The organism is Streptomyces sp. NPDC039423 (assembly GCF_055598725.1).
Map to the genome: position 1 here is coordinate 111,271 of NZ_JBVKAH010000009.1, position 19,968 is coordinate 131,238.

Sequence of the window (19,968 nt, forward strand, 5' to 3'; positions counted from 1 at the left end):
GCGCCCCACCGGCCCGCCCGGCAGCGCTCAGCCGTCCGTCGAGCCCCCATGGCCGGCGGGGAGCGCTACGCGAGTACCGCGGCGCCGGGGAGGAGGGTGATGCCCCGCGTGCCGGCGAAGACCCGGCCGCGTGGGCGTCGGCCAGCCGCTCGTGATCCCGTCGGATCCGGAGCGCGGGTCGCCGCGCAAGGCAACGGACGAGAGCTGCACGGGAGGCAGGGACATGGGCGCGGTGCTCGGGACGATCGAGCGGATATGGCGGTACCCCATCAAGTCCACCGGCGGTGAGCTGCTGGACGAGGCTCCCGTGGACGCCCGGGGCCTCGTCGGCGACCGGCTCTACGCGGTGCGGGACGCCGAGGGCAAGTTCGGCTCGGGGAAGAACACACGACGCTTCCGGCGCATGCCCGGGCTGTTGCAGCTGCGGTCGCGCTACCCCGGAGGAGCGGTGACGAAGGGGCCCGAGCTGCTGGCGCCGGACGGCGTGCCGGTACCGGACCCCACCGTCTACGTGCGGCGGTACCTGGACCGGAACGACGTAGAAGTGGCACGTGAGGACGCGGTCTCGCACGTCGACCAGCTCCCGCTCAGTCTCCTGACCACGGCCACCCTGGACTGGGTCCGCGCCGCCGTGCCCGGTGTGCCCGTCGACGAGCGCCGGTTCCGGCCGAACCTGCTGGTGCGTACACCGCCCGGCACGCCCGCCTTCGTGGAGGACGAGTGGTTCGGCCGTACCGCCCGCATCGGCGACACCCTCCGCCTGCGGTTCGAGCGCTCCAGCGAGCGGTGCGTGATGACCAACGAGGCCCAGCAGGACCTACCGCACTCCCCCTTGGTGCTGCGAGCCATCGCGCGGGCACACGACATGCGGCTGGACGCGCTGGCGACGGTCGCACGGCCGGGAAGCGTACGACTCGGCGACACCCTCGAACTGGAGCCGTAATTCGGGTGCGGGCGTCGTATGGCCGCCCCTAGGCTGCGCCCGCGGCCGCGGGCGCCGCATCGAGCGCGGTCGATCGGAGAAGCACGGGACATGACGAGTCAACTGTTCGCGATCTGCTACAACGCGACCCGGCCGGCGGACCTGGCGCGCTTCTGGTCCGGGGTACTGGGCTGGAAGGCGGTCGAGGGGCCGGACGACGACGTCTGCGTCCTGCCCCCGGAGCCCGCCGGGTTCCGTCTGCGCTTCCTGCCCGGCCGGGAACCGAAGACCGGCCAGAACCGCGCGCACTTCGACCTGACCAGCACGTCCCCGGAGGACCAGCGACGGACGGTGGCCAGGGCGCTGGAACTCGGCGCACAGCACATCGACATCGGCCAGCTCCCCGAGGACGAGCACGTGGTGCTCGCCGACCCGGACGGCAACGAGTTCTGCGTGATCGAGGCCGGCAACGACTTCCTCGCCGGCACCGGCGTCATCGGGGCGCTGGCGTGCGACGGCACGCAGGAGGTCGGGTACTTCTGGAGCGAGGCGCTGAAGTGGCCGCTGGTCTGGGACCAGGACCAGGAGACCGCGATCCAGTCGCCGGACGGCGGTACGAAGATCACGTGGGGTGGCCCCCCGGTCGCGCCGAAGACGGGAACGAACAGGCTGTACCTGGAGCTGGTGGTCCCCGCCGGCACCGACGGGGAGGCCGAGGTCGAGCGCCTGGTCTCGCTCGGCGCGACGCGCACCGGCGCCGGTGAGGGCGTCGGCGCCGGTGAGGGGGGCGGCGACCGGGTGCTGCTGCTCGACCCGGACGGCAACGAGTTCTCCGTACGGAGGCACCTTTAGCGGCGCTCAGCGACGCGTCGGCCGGGGACGCCACCGTGTGCCGCCCCCGGCCGTCCGTGGCTGCTCGGCAGCCGTCACCGGGTCAGGGGGTCCAGTCGCCCAGCCAGTCGGCGACCTCCTGGGACGCGGCCCGGGCGTCGGTGAGGTGGGGCCGGTCGGTGCTCTTCGGACCGGCGCCCGGTCCGGTGTTCAGGTACTCGGCGAAGCGGTCGTCCTTCCAGGAGAAGCCGCCCATGTCGGTCCAGGGAGCGCGCTTGATCGCGGCGCTGAGCTTCGAGTTGCGGACGGTGGCCTGGGGGTCGGCCGTCTTGTCGCCGCCGGGGTGCCAGTTCCGGCCGAGGTGGAAGGAGGACGGGGCGACATCACCATCGACCGTGCAGCGGTTGATGAGGATGCCGTTGCGGCCCGCCGGGGTGCTCGGGGCGGTAATGTAGCCGGCCGAGGTGCCGTTCCACCGCTTCTTGAGGGTGATGACGGACCGGTCGATGACGGCGGTGGCGCGACCGAAGATGAAGTCGACGTTGCCGATCACGTAGGAGTTGGTGACGTAGACACGCCCGGGCTTGTCCTTGGCCGGGGTCTCCAGTTCCAGGGTGTCCTGGTCGCCGGTAACGATGAGGCCGTCCAGCACGATCCGGTCCGCGGTCGTGAGCAGGGCGACCGCCTGGTGGTCCTTCAGGGACTGGTGCGCCGCCTCGTCGAAGTCGTTGGAGACGGTGAGGTTGCGGACCTGGGAGTCGTCCGACCGGACGGCGACCGTGGCGCTGCCCGGGGTGCCGTACGTACCCGAACCGTCCGGCTTGCGCATGCCGGCCGCGTTGCCGTACACGATGACGGTGTCCTTGCGGCTCGCGCCCGAGCCCTGGATGGTGACGTGCGGCTTGTTCGCCGGGACGTCCACCGTCTCGCGGTACGTGCCCGGCTTCACGGAGATGATCACGCGGGAGCGGTTGCCGGCGGGCACGGCGTTCACGGCCGCCTGGACCGTCCTGTACCGGCCGCTGCCGTCCTTGGCGACGGTGAGGGTCGTGGGGGCGGCGGCCGCCGCGGCACCGGTGGCCGTACCGGCACCGCCGGTCACGGCGGCACCACCGGTCACGGCGGCACCACCGGTCGCGGCCGGGGTACCGAGAGAACTCCGCGGACCGGCCCCGGACTTCACCCGCCCCGGTACGTCGGCGGCGGCGTCCGGGCGGTAGTCGTAGAACCCCTTCGGGTCGAAGGCCGCACCGCCGCCGTTCTCGTTGCGTCCCCTCGTGCCGGTGAAGACGTTGCCGCGCTGCACGAGGACGGCGCCGCTGTCCCTGATGGCGGGGTTGTTCATGCCCTGGAAGACGGAGTTCTCCAGCAGCATGCGTGTCTTCCCGCGCGCGTAGTTGCCGTAGGAGGATGTGATGCGGGTGCCCGGCACGTCCTCCATGAGGTTGTTGTAGAGGTGGGCGTGGGCGGCGTTGTCCGTGGACGGGTTGCGTTGCTCCGTCTCGCGGATCCAGTTGTGGTGGATCGTGATGTCGGTGACGACGTTCGGGGTCCATCCGATGCCGAAGGCCTTGTTGGCGTTGCTCATCCGGTTCCAGGACACCGTCACGTACGTGCTGTCCTTGCGGACGTCGATCAGTCCGTCGGCGGTGTGCCGCAGGTCGTTGTGGTCGATCCAGACGTGATGGGCGCCGTCCATCTGGATGGCGTCGAAGTCGTGCTCCTTGTCGTTCCACACGCCCTGGTAGGAGTCCCTGATCGTCAGGTTCCGGATGATCACGTTGTGCACGCCCCGGCCGAGGAAGAACCCGCCGCCGACGATGTGCCCCAGGGTGCCGGAGCCGATGATCGTCTTGTGGGACGCGACGGCGATCTCCTTGCCGACGGGGGCCATGGTGATCGTGCCGGCGACGACGATGACGTACGGCTCCGGGGCGGTCGCGTACCGCTCGAGGTCGGCGAGGGTCCTGACGGTGACGGTCCTGCCGCCGCGTCCGCCGTACGTACCGTTCTGGCCGAGCGCGTCGACGGAGGCGAACCCGTCGGCGCCGGCGGTCGCCCAGGCCGGAGCGCCCGCTGCGGCGGCCTTCTCCTCGTCGCCCAGTCCGAACACGGACCCGTACGCCAGGACCCCTGAGGCGGCCAGCGCCAGCGGCACGCCGATGGCCAGGACCCTTCGGGGCCTGCGGTGACGGGCGGTGCGGCGGGTCGAACTCATGTGCTTCTTCCGTTCCGTGGAGAGGGGAGGATCGACGTATGGTCGCCACCGGGAACGAAAGGGTTGCCGCCGCACGCCTCGTCGGCGAATCCGTCCGGCCGTCAGAGGCGGTGGACCGCGCGGAGACCGGTGTCGTACGTGCCGCCCCCGCTGAGCAGCGAGGCTCCGGCGACGTCGGCCATGGTGGGGCCGTTGACGGTCTTGCGGCTGGAGACGAAACGTGGCCGGCCCAGCGCGTCGGTACCGACGTGGATGCCGACGTGGTCCACCTCGCCGTCCCCGTCGGCGTCCCAGAACAGCAGATCGCCCGGCTGGAGCAGCGCGACGACTTCCGGCGTGGCCCCGGTGGTGCGCGCCAGGCGGACGCCGGGGGCCCGGGCGGCCATCTGCGCCGAGGTGCGCGGCAGCCGGGCGGGCGAGGTGTCGTCCATCCCGGCCAGCGGCACGCCCATGTGGTAGCCGTACACCATGCGGGTGTAGCCGGAGCAGTCGAGCGACCCCTCGTAGCGGGCCTCCGCCGCCTTGAGCCCGGTGGGGAAGGCCCAGTCGATGCCCATGTACTCGTGGAAGTCGGCTCCCGTGTCGCGCTCTCCGCGGGCGTCGGCGCGGCTGTACGTGGCCTTGCCGAGGACCTTTCTGCCGGCGGCCGGCCCCGCACCGCTGAGCACCTCGGGCGCACCCGGCAGGAACATGGCCGCGTACGCCAGGACGTCCGGGGCGAGGGAGCCGGTCCAGCCGCGTACGGTCTGCTCCAGGGCCGGGGTCCACGTGCCGTCGAAGGGCTGCGGGAGGACGCGCACCCAGGCGTCGTGGGTGACGCTCGGCGGTTCGGCCCATGTGGCGGCGGTGACCTGGAAGCCCGTGACGGTGAGCGTGACGGGCAGACCGGTGCAGCCCTTGTTGGCCAGGGCGCGCAGGCCGATCCGCCCCTTGCCGAGAGGGCTCTCGGTGACGGTGACCGTCCAGTCGGCCGGTTGCGCGGCGGACGCGCGCCACGCCTTGACCCGGACGAGCGTCCCTTCCCGCCGGACCCGCAGGCCCCAGGCGGTGCCGGCGGGGGCACCGGTGGCGAGGGTGACGGCCGGCGCGAGCGGAGTGGCGGTGCCGCCGCTCACCTTCTCGATGCGCAGCTCGACGGCGCCCGTGGTGAGGAAGGAGAGCCGGGCCCGCTGGTGGTCGCCGGGTGCGGTATGGCCGAAGACGATGGCGTACGAGCAGGCATCCCCGGTCGGCACCTTGTCGAACCCCGCGACCGCCGTGACGTCGACGTCGGTGATCCCGCCGTCCTTGAGGGTCGCGTAGCGGCTCGCGTTGTCGGTGGTGAGCCTGATGAGCCCGCGTCCGGGCGTGACGGAGAAGTCGCCGTCGTCGGGGCCTTCAGTGTCCCAGGTGCCGCCGCCGGGCGAGTTGCCCCAGCAGGGGCGGGTGAGGGGGTTCGCGGCCGGGTCGGGCAGCGTCCGGTCGAAGTCCTCGGCGAACGGTTGCTTGTCCTCCCGGAACGTGCGCCGCGGACCGGGCACGATCACGGTGCGGGCGCCGTGGGTGAGGAGCGCGATCCGGCGGCCTCCGGAGGTGACCTCGGTGCGCGCCGGGGCGCCCGGCAGGACGGTGGGGGTGAGCGGGGACGCCAGTGTGACGTGGGTGAACCAGGAAGCGTCCAGGGGCGCCACGGTCACGGACGACGGCGGAGCCCCGAGGCCGGCCGGGGGCAGCGCGGGGGGAGGCGGAGCGGCGGTTGTTCCCCCGGCGGCCCGGGCCGCCGGTGCGGAGGCCAGGGCGGAGACCGGAACGGTGGCGGCGGCGAGGGCCGACAGCAGACTGCGGCGGGACGTCTTCACCTGGACATGATCCACCGGGCGGCCGGACCGGTGGCGGCCGCCCCCGGCGGTCGCGGTGCCACCGAAGTCCCGGGCGTGCGGTGCCGGTTGGCTCGCGGGGCGCCGGTCCGCGTGTCGTCGGCAGCGGCAGCGGGATCGGTACAGGGGTCGATATCGGGGTGCGCGCCGGCACGAGAAGGTGGCACTGTCACCGGCGTGACCCTGATGGACGTACTCGTCGACTTCTCGCGGCCGTGAGGAGCTGATCGCCGCCCTGGACGGCGCGGGCTGCCGCCACGCGGTCAACAGCGACCTCACCTTCGGCGACCAGTCGAGCATCGTGACCCGGCCGGCGGACGTGTGCGCGGTGTTCGGCCTGCCGCGACGGGACGCCGACGTACCGCACCCGGACCGGCACTACCTCGACGTGATGCACAAGCACACGGCCTGACGCCGCTGGTGCCACGCTGGTCAGTGGCACGGGGTGCCGCCGGCGCTACCGCCGGCACCGGCGTGGGGCGTCATCGGCGTACGGACGCGTGCCGACGGGCGCGATGAGTTCGGGCGGCCGGTACGGTCTGCCCTGTTATGACTCGTATCATCGCCGACATCTCGATCTCGCTGGACGGCTTCGTCACCGGTCCCGACCCCGGCCCGGAGAACGGCCTGGGCACCGGGGGTGACGCCCTGCACACCTGGGCCTTCTCCGACGACCCCGACGAGCGCCGGATCCTGCGCGAGGGGACCGCACGCTCGGGCGCCGTCGTCCTCGGCCGCCGGCTGTTCGACCAGGTGGACGGGGTGAACGGCTGGAACGACGAGATCGGCTACGGCGCCGGCGAGGCCGGCAGGCCCGCGTTCGTCGTCGTGACGAGCTCCCCGCCCGAGTCGGTGCGGCTGACCGGCCTCGACTGGACGTTCGTCACGACCGGCCCGGCCGACGCCGTCGCGGCGGCGCGGGATCGCGCCGAGGCCGCCTCGGCCGCCGGCGGCCGCGACCTCGACGTCGTCCTCATGGGCGGCGGCGCCACGATCGGTTCCGCGCTCGACGCCGGGCTGGTCGACACGCTGACGCTGCACCTCGCGCCCGTCGTACTGGGCGGCGGAACCCCCCTGTTCACCGGCGGGATGCCGCGCACACTGGTGCAGCGGGGCGTCGTCCGGACACCGAACGCGACGCACCTGACCTACGACGTCCCATGACGTCCGCGTCACCCTGGCACCGCCCGTGAGCCTTGCGGGGCCTCCTGCGGGCAACGATCGACGCCGGCACCTGGATCGACGCCGGCACCTGGTGCGGACGGCGGAACTCCGGGACTGGCCCCTCGTCCAGCTCCAACGTAGGCAGCGCCAACAACGACAAGTTCGGTCGACGCCGAGGTCGGCACGGCCATCCCGAGGGTGGCGACGACCGCGACGAGTGGCCCCGCCGGCGGCCCGGCGACCACGCCGGCCGGGGGCGCACAGCGGTCGCCGGGGCCGGTGGTGTACGAAGTCCTTCATGCAGGAACAGGAACAGGAACAACAACAGGAACGGCAGCGGGAACGGATCGAGGCCGCGACCACGACCGTCCGTGTCTTCATAGCCCTCGCCCCGCCCGACGACGCCAAGGAGGAGCTGGCGCGAGCGTTGCGGCCCGCCCAGGACGCCCACCCGCGCATGCGGTGGAACCGCATCGAGGACTGGCACATCACCCTGGCGTTCCTGGGCGAGGTGCCCGGACCGACCGTGTCGCTGCTGCGGCCGCCGCTCGCGGACCTGGCCGCGCGGCGCCGCCCCCTGGAGCTGTCCCTGCGGGGCAGCGGGCACTTCGACGAACGGGTGCTGTGGAGCGGCATCGGCGGCGACCTCGACGGACTGCGGCTGCTCGCCTCGGAGGTGCGCGCCCTGGTCCGGGACCAGGGCATCGCCTTCATGGACCGCCCGCTGAACCCGCACCTGACGCTCGCCCGCGCCCGCCGTGACGACATGTCCGGCATCCTCGGCGCCGCGGCGACGCTGTCCTCCTTCACCGGCCGTACGTGGCCGGCCGGACGCCTGCACCTCGTCGGCAGCAACTACGGCCGCGGCCCCGCGCCGATCCGCTACCGCGACATCGAGTCCTGGCCCTTCGCCGGCGTGGAGTGACCGGCGGACCCCGGCCTGCCTCCGGCCCACGGCGCCGGCCGTCCCCGCCGTGGCGTTCGGGCGGGCTCCGGCGACACGTCCTCACACGGACACGAGGACGGGTGGCGAGGTGTGACCCTGTGGCCCGGAGCCCTCGGAACCGGCCGGAACAGGAGTGTCGCCCATGGTGTCCAGACGCAGTTTCGTACGAGCGGGGGGACTGACGGCGGCCGCGTGGGCGCTGGGCGGCCGGCAGCAGCTCGCCCGGGCGGAGACGAGGGAGCCGCCGCCCGTCGGGGACCACGTCCCCGCCACCGAGCTGGCGAGCACGGCGGCCTGCGCTGTCCCTCCCGGCCACGACCCCGACGTCATCGCAATCGTCCACCGGGTCGGTGTCGAACTGGGCGTCAACGACAAGGTCATGCTCGCCGCGTTCGAGGCCGGGTGGGTCGAGTCGCACATGAACAACCTGCCCTGCGGCCACCTCGACTCGGTCGGGGTCTTCCAGCAGCGCCCCAGCCAGGGCTGGGGCACCCGTGAACAGTGCATGGACGTGACGCACGCCTCCCACTCCTTCTTCACCCGGGCGGTCAGGACCGACAACGACCACCCCGAGTGGACCGCCGGCCAGGTCGCCCAGGGCGTGCAGCGGTCGGCCTACCCGGAGCGGTACGACCAGGCCGAGGCCAAGGCCCGCGCCCTCCTGGACGAGGCGCGCGCGGGCAGCGGCAGCCCCAAGCCGGCCCCGCAACCGGAGCCGGAACCAGGACCTGAACCGGAGCCGGGGTCGGGCGCGGAGCCGGAGCCGGGGTCGGGCCCGGAACCGGAGCCGGGCCCGGAGCCGGGGTCGGGAACGTGGCCATGGCCCTGGGCCGGTGCGACGCGCGGGGCGGGCGGGGGCACCTGCCCGACGGCGTGACCTCCGCCGGCCCTCCCCCGCGTCGAGGGGGAGGGCCGGCTCCGGAGCGACTCAGCCCGGGAACCCGTGCCGGACGATGTGCCGCGCCACCGTGCGGCGGGTCGCGGCGAGCTCGGCGGCGATCGCGCGCGCCCGGCCGTCCGTCATGGCCACCGCCGCGGGGACGGGCGTCGCCGAAAGGAGACGGGCGCGCCGCAGGTGCGTCGGTGGGTGGGTCGAGTCGACGCTGTGTCCCCGCAGCGCGCCGACGCGGCGCTGCCGCTCGTACTCACCCTCCGGGATGGACTCCGTGTCCGCGACGAGGCGTTCCCACAACCCGTCGGCCCGGTCCCCGGCCTCGGTGCCGCGCCGGATGACCTGGGCCGCGTTGCCCTCGCGCCGCAGTGTCGTCATGGCCGAGTCGGCGACGAGGAGCCGGTCCATCAGCCCGACGGCGGCCTCGGTGGAACCGGCACGCGCGGCCGCGGAGTCGGCGAGGTATTCCGCGCGCCGGGTGGCCCGGAGGGTCAGTTGGTCCAGCAGTGCGAGCACACCGTGGACCACCGCGCGGGGCGGCAGGGAGAGCAGGTTGACGAGCAGGTCGAGGAGGGACGGATCCGGCGCGGGGGCGAAGTAGTAGCGCCAGGTGGTCAGGGAGCGGTACGCGGTCGCGAGCACCCGGCCGTGCCGCGCGTCCCCGTTGCTGTAGTGGCCGAGCTCGTGCCCCAGCAGGGCGATCCGCTGCTGGGGCGTGAGGATCTCCCAGAGCGGCAGCCCCAGGGTCAGCAGTCGCCGGCCGCGCACGCCGCAGGTCGTCACACTCGCGTTGACGCCGGCGTCCACCACGACCAGGTCCGCGCCCCGGGTCCCCACGACGCCGGCGACCTCGTCGATCAGCGCGTACAGCTCCGGGGCGTCCGCCCGCGCCAGGATCGGCGTGCCGTCCTCGGGCGGGCGGTGCGGCCTGGGCCGGAGCGTCCACGCCAGCGCCAGGAGGAACAGGCCCACCGCCATCAGGGGGCGACCCCACCCCGTCACGAGGAACCACGTCCCGCCCACCGCCAGCACGACCGTGACGCCGTGCACGAGCAGGGCGATCGCGTAGGCGGCGAGCGCGGCCGGGTCACGCCTCGGGCCCGGTGCTCCGCCGTCGGTCGTCTCGGCGAGCAGGTGCTCGCCATGGCGGCGGGCCAGGGCACGCCGTACCCTCGCCGGCCTCCCCCGGTCCTCGTCCGGCGGCGCCGGGTCGACGTTCCAGTCACACGCGGCGCACCAGACGACGAACCGTCCGTCGCCGTGGACCGCGGCTCCGCACCGGGGACACCGTCCCGCCGCTTCCCGTGTGGTCGTGCTCATCGGCACGCTCCCCCCCTCCTCGGCCCCTCCACAGAGGCCGTCCACGTCCTACGGGTGTGCAGCCGATCACGAACCGGCGGGCGCGTAAAGCGGATGCGGCCCACGGCCGCACCGACCTTTACCGGCTGGTAGGTTGACGCTTCGTCGGGGGACGTGCGACACGGGTGGCGCGGCCCGTGCGTGTACGGCCGGAAACGCGGCAGGTCCGTGTGCCGTTGTCCCCCGCTGTCCACGCCGGGGGCACCGGTCACCGCGCCGGCCGGGCCGCGGAGCAGCTCGCCCGGCCCAGTGTCTTCTCGTACCCGACAGCCGGCTGAGGAGCGCAGGGAATGCCTACCGCCGCCGGCTCCGGGGCATCAGGCCGGCGCGGCGGGCCAGTTCGTCCTCCGGTCCGGTGCCACGGCGCTTGCCCGGCGTGGAGCGGACGACGTAGCGGAAGGGCAGCCCGCCCGGTTCGGCGACCATGCCGCCGAACCGGGTGTCGCCGGCGAACCACACCCGGTCCGCCGGGCGGGGCCCGCTCGGCCGGGGGCCGTCCCAGCCGTCCGCGGGCACGGGGAACGAGCAGTGGCTCTGGCCGTCCGGCTGGAGCAGCACCACCCGGCCGTCCGTACCCCAGCGGCGGCCCTGGGCCCGCTCCCCCTCGGCGGCGACCACCCGGACGTCCTGGGTCCGCACGGGCCAGACCTGCCAGCCGTAGGTGGACATGACCAGCCGCTCCCGGCGCCGCGCCCGCTGCCACAGCAGCGTCAGGCCGGCCGTGACCGCGATGACGGGGACCATGCAGGCGGCGGTGACCAAGCCGGGGGCGGATCCGGGGCCCGCCAGGGCGAGGACCGCCACCGACAGCAGCACTTCGGCGGTCAGCGCGAAAAGGCCCCACCGGATGCCGCGTTCACGCCGCCGCAGGACCTCCTCGACGCCCGGGGTGTCCGCCGCCACTCCGGGCAGCACCTCATAGCCGTACTCCACAGCGATCATCGCGTTTCCCCTCCCGGAACGGCCCCTGGTGCGGCGGTTCGCCGGCCGCCGGCAAGACCTCGGGCGGCGGCTCGCGGGCCTCCGCCGCGACCAGAGCCTACTGGCCGCGCCCGCGCTCACGGCCACGGCCATACGGCCCCGCCCACGCCCACGCCCACGCCCACGCCCACGCCCACGGCCACGGCCACGGCCGGCGTACCGGAACCGCGAGGGACGCGGACGCCGGTGATCTTCTTGAACCGGCTCCGGATGGCGGAGGCCCGGTGGCGGGGCGTGGCTCAAGGGCGGACGGTGTTCGGGACCCGCCGTCGAGCCCGGAGGCGCACGCCCATGCCGTCCTACGAGGGAATCCTCAGCTGGATCTTCTGCCAGTCGCCCCGTTCGAACCACAACGTCCCCGGGGTACCGGAACTCGATGTCGTCACCCTGCGGTGGAACGGCCAGGTCGTCGCGCAGCGGGAGATGGAAACGGGACAGACCTGGACCCTGGACGTCACACGGCCCCTGCCGGCCCCGGCGACGGTCGAGGTGGTGGTCCGGCCCAACGAGGACGGGAGCGTCGAGGACGTCATCGGGTCGGTGCGGCTGAGCGAGGCCGACGTGGGCACGGGCCTCTCCGCCACCGACTTCCACGAGGTCCGTTTCGACGAGGCCGGGGCCCAGTACGAGCTGACCTACAAGGTCCGGCGGATCGACGACGTACCCGACCCCGGTCCGGCCCCCGCCCCGGCCGACGGGGTCCTCAGCTGGATCTTCTGCGAGTCACCGCGCTCGAACCACAACATCCCCGGCGTGCCGGAGCTCGACGTCGTGACGCTGCGGTGGAACGGCGAACAGGTCGCCCGGCGGGAGATGGAGCAGGGCGAGACCTGGTCCCTGGACGTCACACGGCCCCTGCCCGGCCCGGCGACGGTCGAGGTGGCCGTCCGGCCCAACGAGGACGGGAGCGTCGAGGACGTCATCGGATCGGTGCGGCTGGTCACGTCACTCGCGGGCGCCGGCTTCCAGGTGGCCCGTTTCGACGACGCCGGGGCGCGTTACGAACTGACCTACCGGGTGAACCCGCACGCCCCCGCCGACGGTTAGAGCGCCTGGCGCGGGAGCCGGGCCGGTGGCGGACCCGCTGCCGTGCTGGCCGTGCCCTTACGGGCGGGCTCACCCGGCGGTGACTCACGGCACGGCGGCGCGACAAGGAGGGAACGCGCCGGTATCAATGCCTCCATGGGAGGCGGAGCGCGCCGGAAGCGGGAAGGCCCGCCGCGGCCTTGGCAGTGGGCGTCGCGGCAGGCCCGGCGCCTCGGTGAGAGCGGGCCGGGCAGGCTGTGGGGCAGCCTGTGGGGCCGGCTCACGGAGGCCGACTTCTTCAACCACGCGCTCCAGCTCGCCGCGCTCGCCCTGTTGTGCTTCTTCCCGATGCTCATCGTGCTCACCGAGGCGACGGGGCGCGACACCACGACGGTCGTCGTTCGGTGGCTGGGGCTGAACCAGGAAGCGGCGGAGGCGGTGGCGTCGCTGTTCGTGCCCGGGCCCGGGTCGGACACCGTGACGGTGGTGAGCGGCTTCCTCATGGCCCTGGGGGCCATGGCCGTGGCAGGCACCCTTCAGAGCTGGTACCAGACGCTGTTCGACGTCTCCCGGCGGGGCTGGCACGACGTCACGATCCAGGTGGTCTGGCTCGTGTTCCTCCTGGCCTTCACCGCGGTCCAGAGCGCGCTGGGCCGGGTGGTGGGAGGGCTGCCGCTGAGGAGCCTGGCGGGGTGGGTGTGGGCGGTCGCCTTCTGGTGGGGCACCGTCTGGGTGCTTCTGTCCGGCGCGGTGCGGTGGCGTGCCCTCCTGCCCGCCGCGCTGGTCACCAGTGTGTGCTGGACGGGCCTGGGCGTGTTCTCGGCGCGGTACTTCTCGGCGTCCATCGTGGCGAACGAACAGCGGTACGGCCCCGTCGGCGTCGTCATGATCATCATCTCCTGGCTGGTGGCGGTGGGGGTGGTCATCCATCTGGGCGCGGTGGTCGGCCGCATGCTCACCGATCGCGCGCCCGCCCCGAAGTCCGGGCCATAGCCGGGACCATGGCCCGGGCCATGACCGGGGCCATGGCCGGGGACCCGTCGCGCCGGACGCCTGGAAGCGCGCGGACACTCCCTAGGCGCGCAGCGCCTTCCGCAGTGCCTCGCCGAACTCGGCGGGATGCGTGGTCGACCCGGTGTGCCCGCCGGGGAAGTGGCGGAGTTCCAGGCCCAGGCGCTCGGCCAGGAAGGCGGCCGGGCGGTAGGGCAGCTCGCCGCGTGAGTCCCGGCCGCAGGCCAGGACAAGCCGGTCCGACAGTGCCGCCAGGCGTTCGGTGTCCGGGGCGTAGGACATGAAGGCCGGCACGATGCGGCCGACGAAGTACGGCAGGTTCGCCATCGTCCGCTCGGCCCGTGCGGCCGCCTGCGGCGGGAGCCGGACCTCCGCCTCCGGCGCGGTGCGGTCACCGTCCTTCTTCAGGCCCGCGGCGAACACGGCCATCGCCGGCATGAGCCCCTGGGTCCGGAAGGTCTCCTGGACGCGGGCGACGAGTGCGCGGTGTGCGGCCGCGTCCGGCAGGACCTCCACCGCCGGCGGCTCGTGGGCCACCAGGCGTTCGACGCGTTCGGGGTGGGCGGTGAGCAGGTGCAGCGCGGCGATCGCGCCGGAGCTGGCGCCGAACACCCGGGCCGGCTCGCCGGGTGACAGCAGGTCGAGCAGCCGGAGCGCGTCGTCGGCGTGCTCGGCCACCCGCTGCTCGGCCTCGGGGTCGTCCAGCGTGCTGCGGGACATGCCGCGCGGGTCGTAGGTCGCGACGGTGTACTCGGCGGCCAGCTCGTCCGCGAGGGGATCGAAGGAGGCCGCGCCGCCGGACCCGCCGGGGACCAGCAGCAGGACGGGGCCCCGGCCGCGTACTTCGTAGTGGAGTGTCGCACCGTTCACGCGCAGGCTGCCGGTGGTCGGGGCGGTCATGAGGGGTCTCCTTCTCGGGACGGTGGGCAGTGCTCCAGGAGCGTGTGGAGGGCGTCGAGGGCGCGGACCCAGGAGTCCTCGGGCGAGCGCGCGTGGGCGAAACCGCCCGCCGCCTCCAGGGCGACGAAACCGTGGAACGTGCTGCGCAGCAGCCGGACCGCGTCGGTGAGGTCGGGCTCGGTCAGTCCGTAGCCGCGCAGCATGCCGTAGGTCAGTTCGACGGCGCGCCGTGGTCCGGGCGCCGTCGCGGCGAGGCCGGGATCGATCCGGACCGGGGCCTGGGTGGCCGTGTAGCGGCCCGGGTGCTCGTGGGCGTACCGCCGCCACGCGTCGGCGTACGCGACCAGTGCGTCCTTGCCCGCCCGGCCCGAGGTCGCCTCCGCGATACGGATGGTCTTCTCGTCCGCCGCCAGCAGCGCGATCCGTCCGCGCAGGTCTTCCAGGCCGCGTACGTGCGTGTAGAGGCTCGCGTCCTTCACGCCGAGCCGCCGCGCGACCTGTGACATGGTCACCTGGTCGAGCCCGATCTCATCCGCCAACTCGGCGGCGGCGAGGGTCACTCGATCCGCCGTCAGCCCTGCCCGTGCCATGCGCCCTCCCATGTTCCTAGGGGCCCTAGGTATATCCTAGGACCCCTAGGAACGGCAACGACAGCGGCGGGCTCAGCGCTTGAGCGTGAAGGTGAAGTCGCCGGAGAGCCTGCCGTCCAGCCGTACGACCGAGACGAGCTTCCCCTCCGTGACCAGCCTCCCGACCTCGGCCCGGGACAGACCGAGGCCTTCCGCGATCAGTCGCGCCGGCCGCACGGGGACCGGCGCCGCGAAGCGGACCGCGACGTCGATCACCTCACGGTCCGGTCGAGCCGGTCCGCCGGTGTCGAGGCGCCAGGCGCCGTGCCAGTCGAGGGCGATGCGGTTGCGGCGCCGTACGACCGGATCCTGGAGCAGTTCGGCCGCCAGGACGGGATCGTTGCTGTGCAGCCGGTCCAGCAGACCGGGGCGTAGGGAACGCACGTTCATCCGCTCCAGGACCGCGAGCTTGGCGGTCTCCCCGCAGGTGGTGCAGAGCACGAGGAGCCAGGCGTCGAGGAGCTTGTGGTGGGCGTTGACCCGGAACTTGCCGTTCGCCCGGAAGCGCTCGGAGGCGCAGGTGCGGCAACGGCGGAGGACGAGCGGCAGGCAGGTGGGCATGACCACCCAGGTGGTGAGCACAGGAGTACACCGGTTCCAGTGAGAAATCCGCAGCAAAAAGGGGCGCGGCGCAGAGGCGCGACGCGCGACGGTTCAGCGCTCGGGAGGTCTCACAGGGTGTACAACGGTGTGTCCTTGGCTCGGCGACCGGGTGGCGGCAGCACGGTAGCGGTGAACGGCGGCGCCGCTCCACGGGTTTTCGGCGTTCGGCGGCCGGGCGGGCGGGTTGCGTCTCCCCTGCCCCGAAGGCCGCCGCGGGGCACTCCGACGCCCTCGGCGTACGGATGACACCGGCCGGGTCCCGGCAGGTCTGCGGGCGGGAGGTGGGGGCACATGGACCGTTGCACGGGAAGCGTGCGCACACCTCAGGTCAAGGGAGTCGTCACATGCTGGGCATAGTCGCCGCCGTTCTGTTCTTCATCGCCTTCCTGATCAACACCACCGACATCACCACCAACGACGTGTTCTCCTCGGGCAATGTCATGCTGCTGGGGCTGATGCTGCTCGCCCTGCACGTCGCGGGCATCGGCAGCTCCTTGCGCACCGGCCGGCGCCGCTGAACCACCGTCGGGGGGTGGCTGGGAGCCGTCCTCCGATCCATGGGGGGTATCGGGGGCGTGGAGCGGTACGAGGACGTGTACCGGCTCTGTTACGTACGCGGCCCCGAGGGCGTCGTCGTGGGCCTGGCCGAACAGCTCCGCTGAGGACGCGCCCGCGCGGCACGGGCGGGGTCACGGGTGCGCGGGGCGGAGGAGCGGACTACCGCGCGGCCCAGCCGCCCAGGTCGTTCCCGCCGGCCGCCGCCGCGCGGGCGGGTGCGTCGGGGGAACCGAGCAGGGGCCGGGGGAGGTAGCCGGACCGGAGGGCCGGTTCCCAGCCGTGCGCCTGCACCGCGAGGGCGGCCACGGCGAGGGTGCCCAGCGGCAGCAGGGTCCTGGGGGCGGGATCGGCGCCCACGCCGTCCCGGTGCTCGACGAGCCGGGCGGCGAGGGCCTGTTCGAAGGCCGCCCGGTCGTCGTCGAGGAGTACCCGCAGCAGGCGCTGGTCCGGCGTCAGCGGGCCGGCCGCCTCCAGACCGGCGGCCGCGGCCGCGCGCTCGGCCGGGTCGGGCTTGCACAGGGTCACGGTGGGCCAGTCCCGGGGCAGGTGCCCGGCCGACGGGGTCAGATAGGCGCACAGCGCGTCCATCTCGGCGAGGTCGGACGGCCGCGAGGCGGAGGCGAAGGGCGAGTACGGCACGCCGTCACGGATCGCGGGCGCGTAGTCCTCCCGCAGCAGCCCGCCGATGACGCGCCGCCAGTCCCACACCAGCCCGCTGACCACGCACAGGGCGAACGCGTCCAGCCAGGTCCTCGCCGTGGGTGCCTCGTCGACGACGTCGGCGAACGCCTTGTCCTCGCTGCTGAGCCGCTCGCCGACCAGCGGGAGGAGGATCTCCTGATCGCCGTCGGGGAAACAGCCGATGCTCAGCAGCCCCAGGGAGCACTCCGCCGCGGTCCGCAGCACCGTGGCCGTCCGCCCGTCGTCGTCCGGGGCGGGGTCCCCCGGCGGGTCCTCCGCGAGCCGGGCGGCGGCGTGGTCCAGGAGGTCGTCCCGCATCGCCTCCAGCAGGTCCATGGAGAAGCCGCCGTACTGCATTCCGTGCCAGTGGCCGTAGGCCCGTCGGCCGATGTCCTCGAGCGCCCGGGCCATGCGCTCCCCGCCGACCGTGTGGGGCGTCACTTCCCGCACCTCAGCCGCTCCTCCCATGATCGTTGCTGCGAAGGCCGAACGGTACCAGCGGGGCGGGGACCGGAAGCTGTTGCCCCCGATCCCGGGGCTTCCGGCGGGGCCGGGGCCGAAGGGTGTGACGTGCACACGTACGCGATCACTGGGATGGTGGGAACAGGAGCGTTGCCGGAGCCAGACGAACGGTGGTGGTGACCGCCATGGCCGTGCCCGGGGAGAGCGGTGAGGGCCCGGCCTCGCCGTACGCCGATCCTCAGGGTGAGCCGTTCCTGCTCACCCGGTTCGCCGTCCCGACGCTCCCGACGACGTTCCTGCCGCGCGCGCGGCTGGTCCGGCACCTCGACCAGGCGGCCGGCACCCCCCTGACCATGGTCAACGGGGCCGCCGGTGCGGGAAAGACCCTGCTGGTCGCGCAATGGGCCGCGGGACGGGACGAACCCGTCGCCTGGTTCACCACCGACGGCGCGGAACAGGGCCCCGGGGTGCTGTGGGCGTACCTCCTCCACGCGCTGGACCTCGCCGGTGTGCCGCTGCCGGCGGACATCGGCTCGCCGACGGACGCGCACCGGGTGGAGCCCGGCCTGCTCGTGCGGCTCGCCGCCCGGCTGAGCACGCTCGACCCGCCCGTCGTCGTGGTGCTCGACGAGTTCGACCACGTCACCGACCCGGAGTTCGCCCGGCAACTGGAGTTCGTGCTGCACCACGCGGGGCGGGGCATGCGCCTGGTCCTGGTGACGCGCACCGAGCCGCTCCTGCCCCTGCACCGGTACCGGGCGGCCGGCGAGATCACCGAGATCAGGGGCGCCGAACTCGCCTTCACGCCCGAGGAGGCGGCCGCGCTGCTGGAGCTGCACGGTGTGCGGCTGCCACCGGACGCGGCGCGCGCCCTGGTGGAGCGCACCCGGGGGTGGGCGGCCAGTCTGCGCCTGTGCGCCCTGGCCGCGGCCGAGAGCCCGGATCCGGAGGCCTACCTGCGGGAGTTCGAGGCCGGCCACTCCACCGTGGCGGACTACCTGCTGGCGGAGGTGCTCAAGCGGCAGAGCCCCGAGAAGCAGGACCTCCTGCTGAGGGTCAGTGTCCTGGATCGCTTCCGCCCCGAGCTGGCGAACGCGCTGACGGGACGCGACGACGGCGAGGCCCTCCTGGTGGAGCTGCACCGTGAGAACGCCTTCGTCGAGCACCTGGGGCAGGGCTGGTATCGCCTGCACCCCCTGTTCGGCGAGATTCTGCGCGCCCACCTGCGGTTGCGCTCCCCCGGCCTCGAACCGGAGCTCCACCGGCGGGCCGCGCGATGGCTGCGGGAGGCCGGCGCCCTGGAGGAGACGCTGGGGCACGGTGCTGCCGCGGGCGACTGGGAATTCACCGCCGGGGCCCTGGTGGACGACCTCGCCATCGGCCGGCTCTTCACCGGTCTGCGCTCCGGGGACCTGGCCGCGCTCTTCTCCCGCATGGACGCCGGGGCCACGAGCCCCGCCACCGAGCTCGTACGGGCGGCCCGGGAGCTGTCGGGGCCGGACGTCGACCGGGGGCTGGACCACTTGCGCCACGCGGAGGAGGGCTTGGGCGCGGCGCCCTCCGACGAGTCGGCGGCCCGGCTGAGCTGTGCCCTGCTGGAGGCGCTGGCCGCGCGGGCCACCGGTTCGCCGGGGAGGGCGGAGGCGGCCGCGGAGGCGGCCCGGAAGCTCAGGCACGAGGTCCCGGCCCACCTGCTGGACAAGCATCCGGAGCTGACGGCCCTGCTGCTGACCCATGTGGGGCTGGCGTGGCTGTGGGCCGGGCGCTTCGGGGACGCGCGGGCCGCGCTGTCCCGGGCGGCCGGCGTGCCGGGCGGGGCCGCGACGGCACTGCCGCGGGAGGACTCGATGGGCAGCCTGGCGCTGATCGACTACCTCGACGGCTGGCTCGGCAAGGCGGAACGCAAGGCGCTGGCGGCCGTGACCGCCCCGGAGCGGCTCGCCCCGTCGGGGGCCGCCGGGTCCGACATCGGGCGGCTGGTGCTGGCGGCCGTGGCCGTCGACCGCAACGAGCTGGGCCGGGCGCGGCTCCTCCTCGACGCGATGAGCGGCTCCAGGGGCGGGCCGCGGGACCCGGTGACGGAGGCGGGCCGGGCGATCACCACGGGGCGGCTGCTCCTGGCCGACGGCGACCCGCGCGCCGCGCTCGAGGCGGCGGCACAGGAGGTACCGGCCGATGTCGCCTCGCCCTGGGCGGAGGGGGGCACCGCGCTCGTCGCCTCGGCCGCGCACCTGGCGGAGGGCCGGCCGGAGGAGGCCGCCCGGCTGCTGCGTGCGGCGCCGGGCGATCAGCCGGCCTGCGCGGTGGAGCTCGCGCGGACCCGGCTCGCCCTCGGTGAGTCCGTGGCGGTGGACGACCTGCTCGACGTCCTCCCGCCGGCCGGCCGCGCGGGCCCCGGGCTGGCCGTCCCGGCCATGCTGGTGCGGGCCCAGGCGGCGGACCGGGACGGCGACCGGGCGACGGCCCACCGGGTGCTGGCCCAGGCGCTGCGCGAGGCCCGCCGCGAGGGGCTGCGGCGTCCGTTCCTGGAGGCGGGTCCATGGATCCGGCCGCTGCTGGCGTCGGTGCCGTTGCGGGAGCTGACCGAAGGCTGGCTCAGGCCCGGGCCCGCACCGAACGGCGGCCGGTCCCGGGCGGGGGACCATGCCCCGCCGCCGGTCCTGGAGGAGCTGAGCGGACGTGAGCAGGACGTGCTGCGCCGGCTGGCCGAGATGATGTCGACGGAGGACATCGCCGCCGACCTGCACGTGTCGGTGAACACCGTCAAGACGCACCTCAAGAGCGTCTACCGGAAGCTCGCCGTCAACCGGCGCAATGACGCGGTACGCCGGGCCCGCGAGCACCGGCTGCTGTGAGGTGCGGGCGGGGACGGGCACGGGGTGCGCGGGGCGGGGACGGGCACGGGGCGCTCCGGCCGTCGCCGGTGCGG

At 74.0% G+C, this 19,968-nt stretch carries 17 protein-coding genes; 9 read left to right on the top strand and 8 right to left on the bottom strand.

The window, feature by feature from the left end:
* The first annotated feature begins 223 nt into the window (after positions 1-223).
* Both ACZ7LK_RS26410 and ACZ7LK_RS26415 read left to right on the top strand, forming a co-directional pair.
* Positions 224-943, top strand: coding sequence for an MOSC domain-containing protein (locus ACZ7LK_RS26410; protein WP_469464096.1), 720 nt, complete (start codon positions 224-226; stop codon positions 941-943).
* 90 nt (positions 944-1,033) lie between these two features.
* Complete coding sequence (locus ACZ7LK_RS26415; protein ID WP_469464097.1) at positions 1,034-1,774, top strand: VOC family protein; 741 nt, start codon at positions 1,034-1,036, stop codon at positions 1,772-1,774.
* An 82-nt stretch (positions 1,775-1,856) separates the two neighbouring features.
* Here the strand turns inward: ACZ7LK_RS26415 and ACZ7LK_RS26420 are convergent, their stop codons facing one another.
* Positions 1,857-3,971, bottom strand: a complete 2,115-nt coding sequence (locus ACZ7LK_RS26420) for a pectinesterase family protein (RefSeq protein ID WP_471143766.1) — start codon at positions 3,969-3,971, stop codon at positions 1,857-1,859.
* 101 nt (positions 3,972-4,072) lie between these two features.
* Complete coding sequence (locus tag ACZ7LK_RS26425) at positions 4,073-5,809, bottom strand: NlpC/P60 family protein (protein WP_471143767.1); 1,737 nt, start codon at positions 5,807-5,809, stop codon at positions 4,073-4,075.
* 567 nt (positions 5,810-6,376) lie between these two features.
* On the opposite strand from ACZ7LK_RS26425, the gene ACZ7LK_RS26430 reads away from it, so the two are divergent.
* The 3 genes from ACZ7LK_RS26430 (at position 6,377) to ACZ7LK_RS26440 (ending at position 8,814) form a co-directional block, all read left to right on the top strand.
* On the top strand, positions 6,377-6,991 hold the full coding sequence (locus ACZ7LK_RS26430; protein ID WP_471143769.1) for a dihydrofolate reductase family protein: 615 nt from the start codon (positions 6,377-6,379) through the stop codon (positions 6,989-6,991).
* 298 nt (positions 6,992-7,289) lie between these two features.
* Positions 7,290-7,916, top strand: coding sequence for an RNA 2',3'-cyclic phosphodiesterase (thpR, locus tag ACZ7LK_RS26435; protein WP_471143771.1), 627 nt, complete (start codon positions 7,290-7,292; stop codon positions 7,914-7,916).
* A 163-nt stretch (positions 7,917-8,079) separates the two neighbouring features.
* A complete protein-coding gene (locus ACZ7LK_RS26440) occupies positions 8,080-8,814 on the top strand; it encodes a hypothetical protein (RefSeq protein WP_469464103.1) in 735 nt (244 codons plus the stop codon).
* Between the two features lie 51 nt (positions 8,815-8,865).
* On the opposite strand, the gene ACZ7LK_RS26445 is transcribed toward ACZ7LK_RS26440, so the two are convergent.
* A complete protein-coding gene (locus ACZ7LK_RS26445) occupies positions 8,866-10,149 on the bottom strand; it encodes a M48 family metallopeptidase (protein ID WP_469464104.1) in 1,284 nt (427 codons plus the stop codon).
* Positions 10,150-10,482: 333 nt separating this feature from the next.
* Positions 10,483-11,130, bottom strand: a complete 648-nt coding sequence (locus ACZ7LK_RS26450) for a hypothetical protein (protein ID WP_471143773.1) — start codon at positions 11,128-11,130, stop codon at positions 10,483-10,485.
* 330 nt (positions 11,131-11,460) lie between these two features.
* Here ACZ7LK_RS26450 and ACZ7LK_RS26455 point away from each other — a divergent pair, with 330 nt between their 5' ends.
* Positions 11,461-12,216: a hypothetical protein gene (locus tag ACZ7LK_RS26455; protein WP_392277124.1), complete on the top strand. Its 756-nt coding sequence runs from the start codon at positions 11,461-11,463 to the stop codon at positions 12,214-12,216.
* Positions 12,217-12,351: 135 nt separating this feature from the next.
* Positions 12,352-13,188 (top strand): YhjD/YihY/BrkB family envelope integrity protein, encoded by an 837-nt coding sequence (locus tag ACZ7LK_RS26460; protein ID WP_471143775.1) that lies wholly within the window; start codon positions 12,352-12,354, stop codon positions 13,186-13,188.
* Between the two features lie 81 nt (positions 13,189-13,269).
* Here the strand turns inward: ACZ7LK_RS26460 and ACZ7LK_RS26465 are convergent, their stop codons facing one another.
* The 3 genes from ACZ7LK_RS26465 to ACZ7LK_RS26475 form a co-directional block, all read right to left on the bottom strand.
* Entirely contained in the window at positions 13,270-14,106 is an 837-nt protein-coding gene (locus tag ACZ7LK_RS26465; RefSeq protein WP_392277126.1) for an alpha/beta fold hydrolase, read from the bottom strand.
* Positions 14,103-14,696: a TetR/AcrR family transcriptional regulator gene (locus tag ACZ7LK_RS26470; RefSeq protein ID WP_471143777.1), complete on the bottom strand. Its 594-nt coding sequence runs from the start codon at positions 14,694-14,696 to the stop codon at positions 14,103-14,105. Before ACZ7LK_RS26470 ends, ACZ7LK_RS26465 begins: the two co-directional genes overlap by 4 nt.
* Positions 14,697-14,768: 72 nt before the next feature.
* Entirely contained in the window at positions 14,769-15,317 is a 549-nt protein-coding gene (locus ACZ7LK_RS26475) for a DUF1062 domain-containing protein (protein ID WP_471143779.1), read from the bottom strand.
* 365 nt (positions 15,318-15,682) lie between these two features.
* Here ACZ7LK_RS26475 and ACZ7LK_RS26480 point away from each other — a divergent pair, with 365 nt between their 5' ends.
* Complete coding sequence (locus ACZ7LK_RS26480; RefSeq protein ID WP_392277129.1) at positions 15,683-15,856, top strand: hypothetical protein; 174 nt, start codon at positions 15,683-15,685, stop codon at positions 15,854-15,856.
* A 199-nt stretch (positions 15,857-16,055) separates the two neighbouring features.
* Here ACZ7LK_RS26480 and ACZ7LK_RS26485 read toward each other — a convergent pair whose 3' ends face one another.
* Complete coding sequence (locus tag ACZ7LK_RS26485; protein WP_471143780.1) at positions 16,056-17,027, bottom strand: immunity 49 family protein; 972 nt, start codon at positions 17,025-17,027, stop codon at positions 16,056-16,058.
* A 197-nt stretch (positions 17,028-17,224) separates the two neighbouring features.
* On the opposite strand from ACZ7LK_RS26485, the gene ACZ7LK_RS26490 reads away from it, so the two are divergent.
* Positions 17,225-19,894, top strand: a complete 2,670-nt coding sequence (locus ACZ7LK_RS26490; RefSeq protein WP_471143782.1) for a winged helix-turn-helix domain-containing protein — start codon at positions 17,225-17,227, stop codon at positions 19,892-19,894.
* Positions 19,895-19,968: the final 74 nt, after the last annotated feature.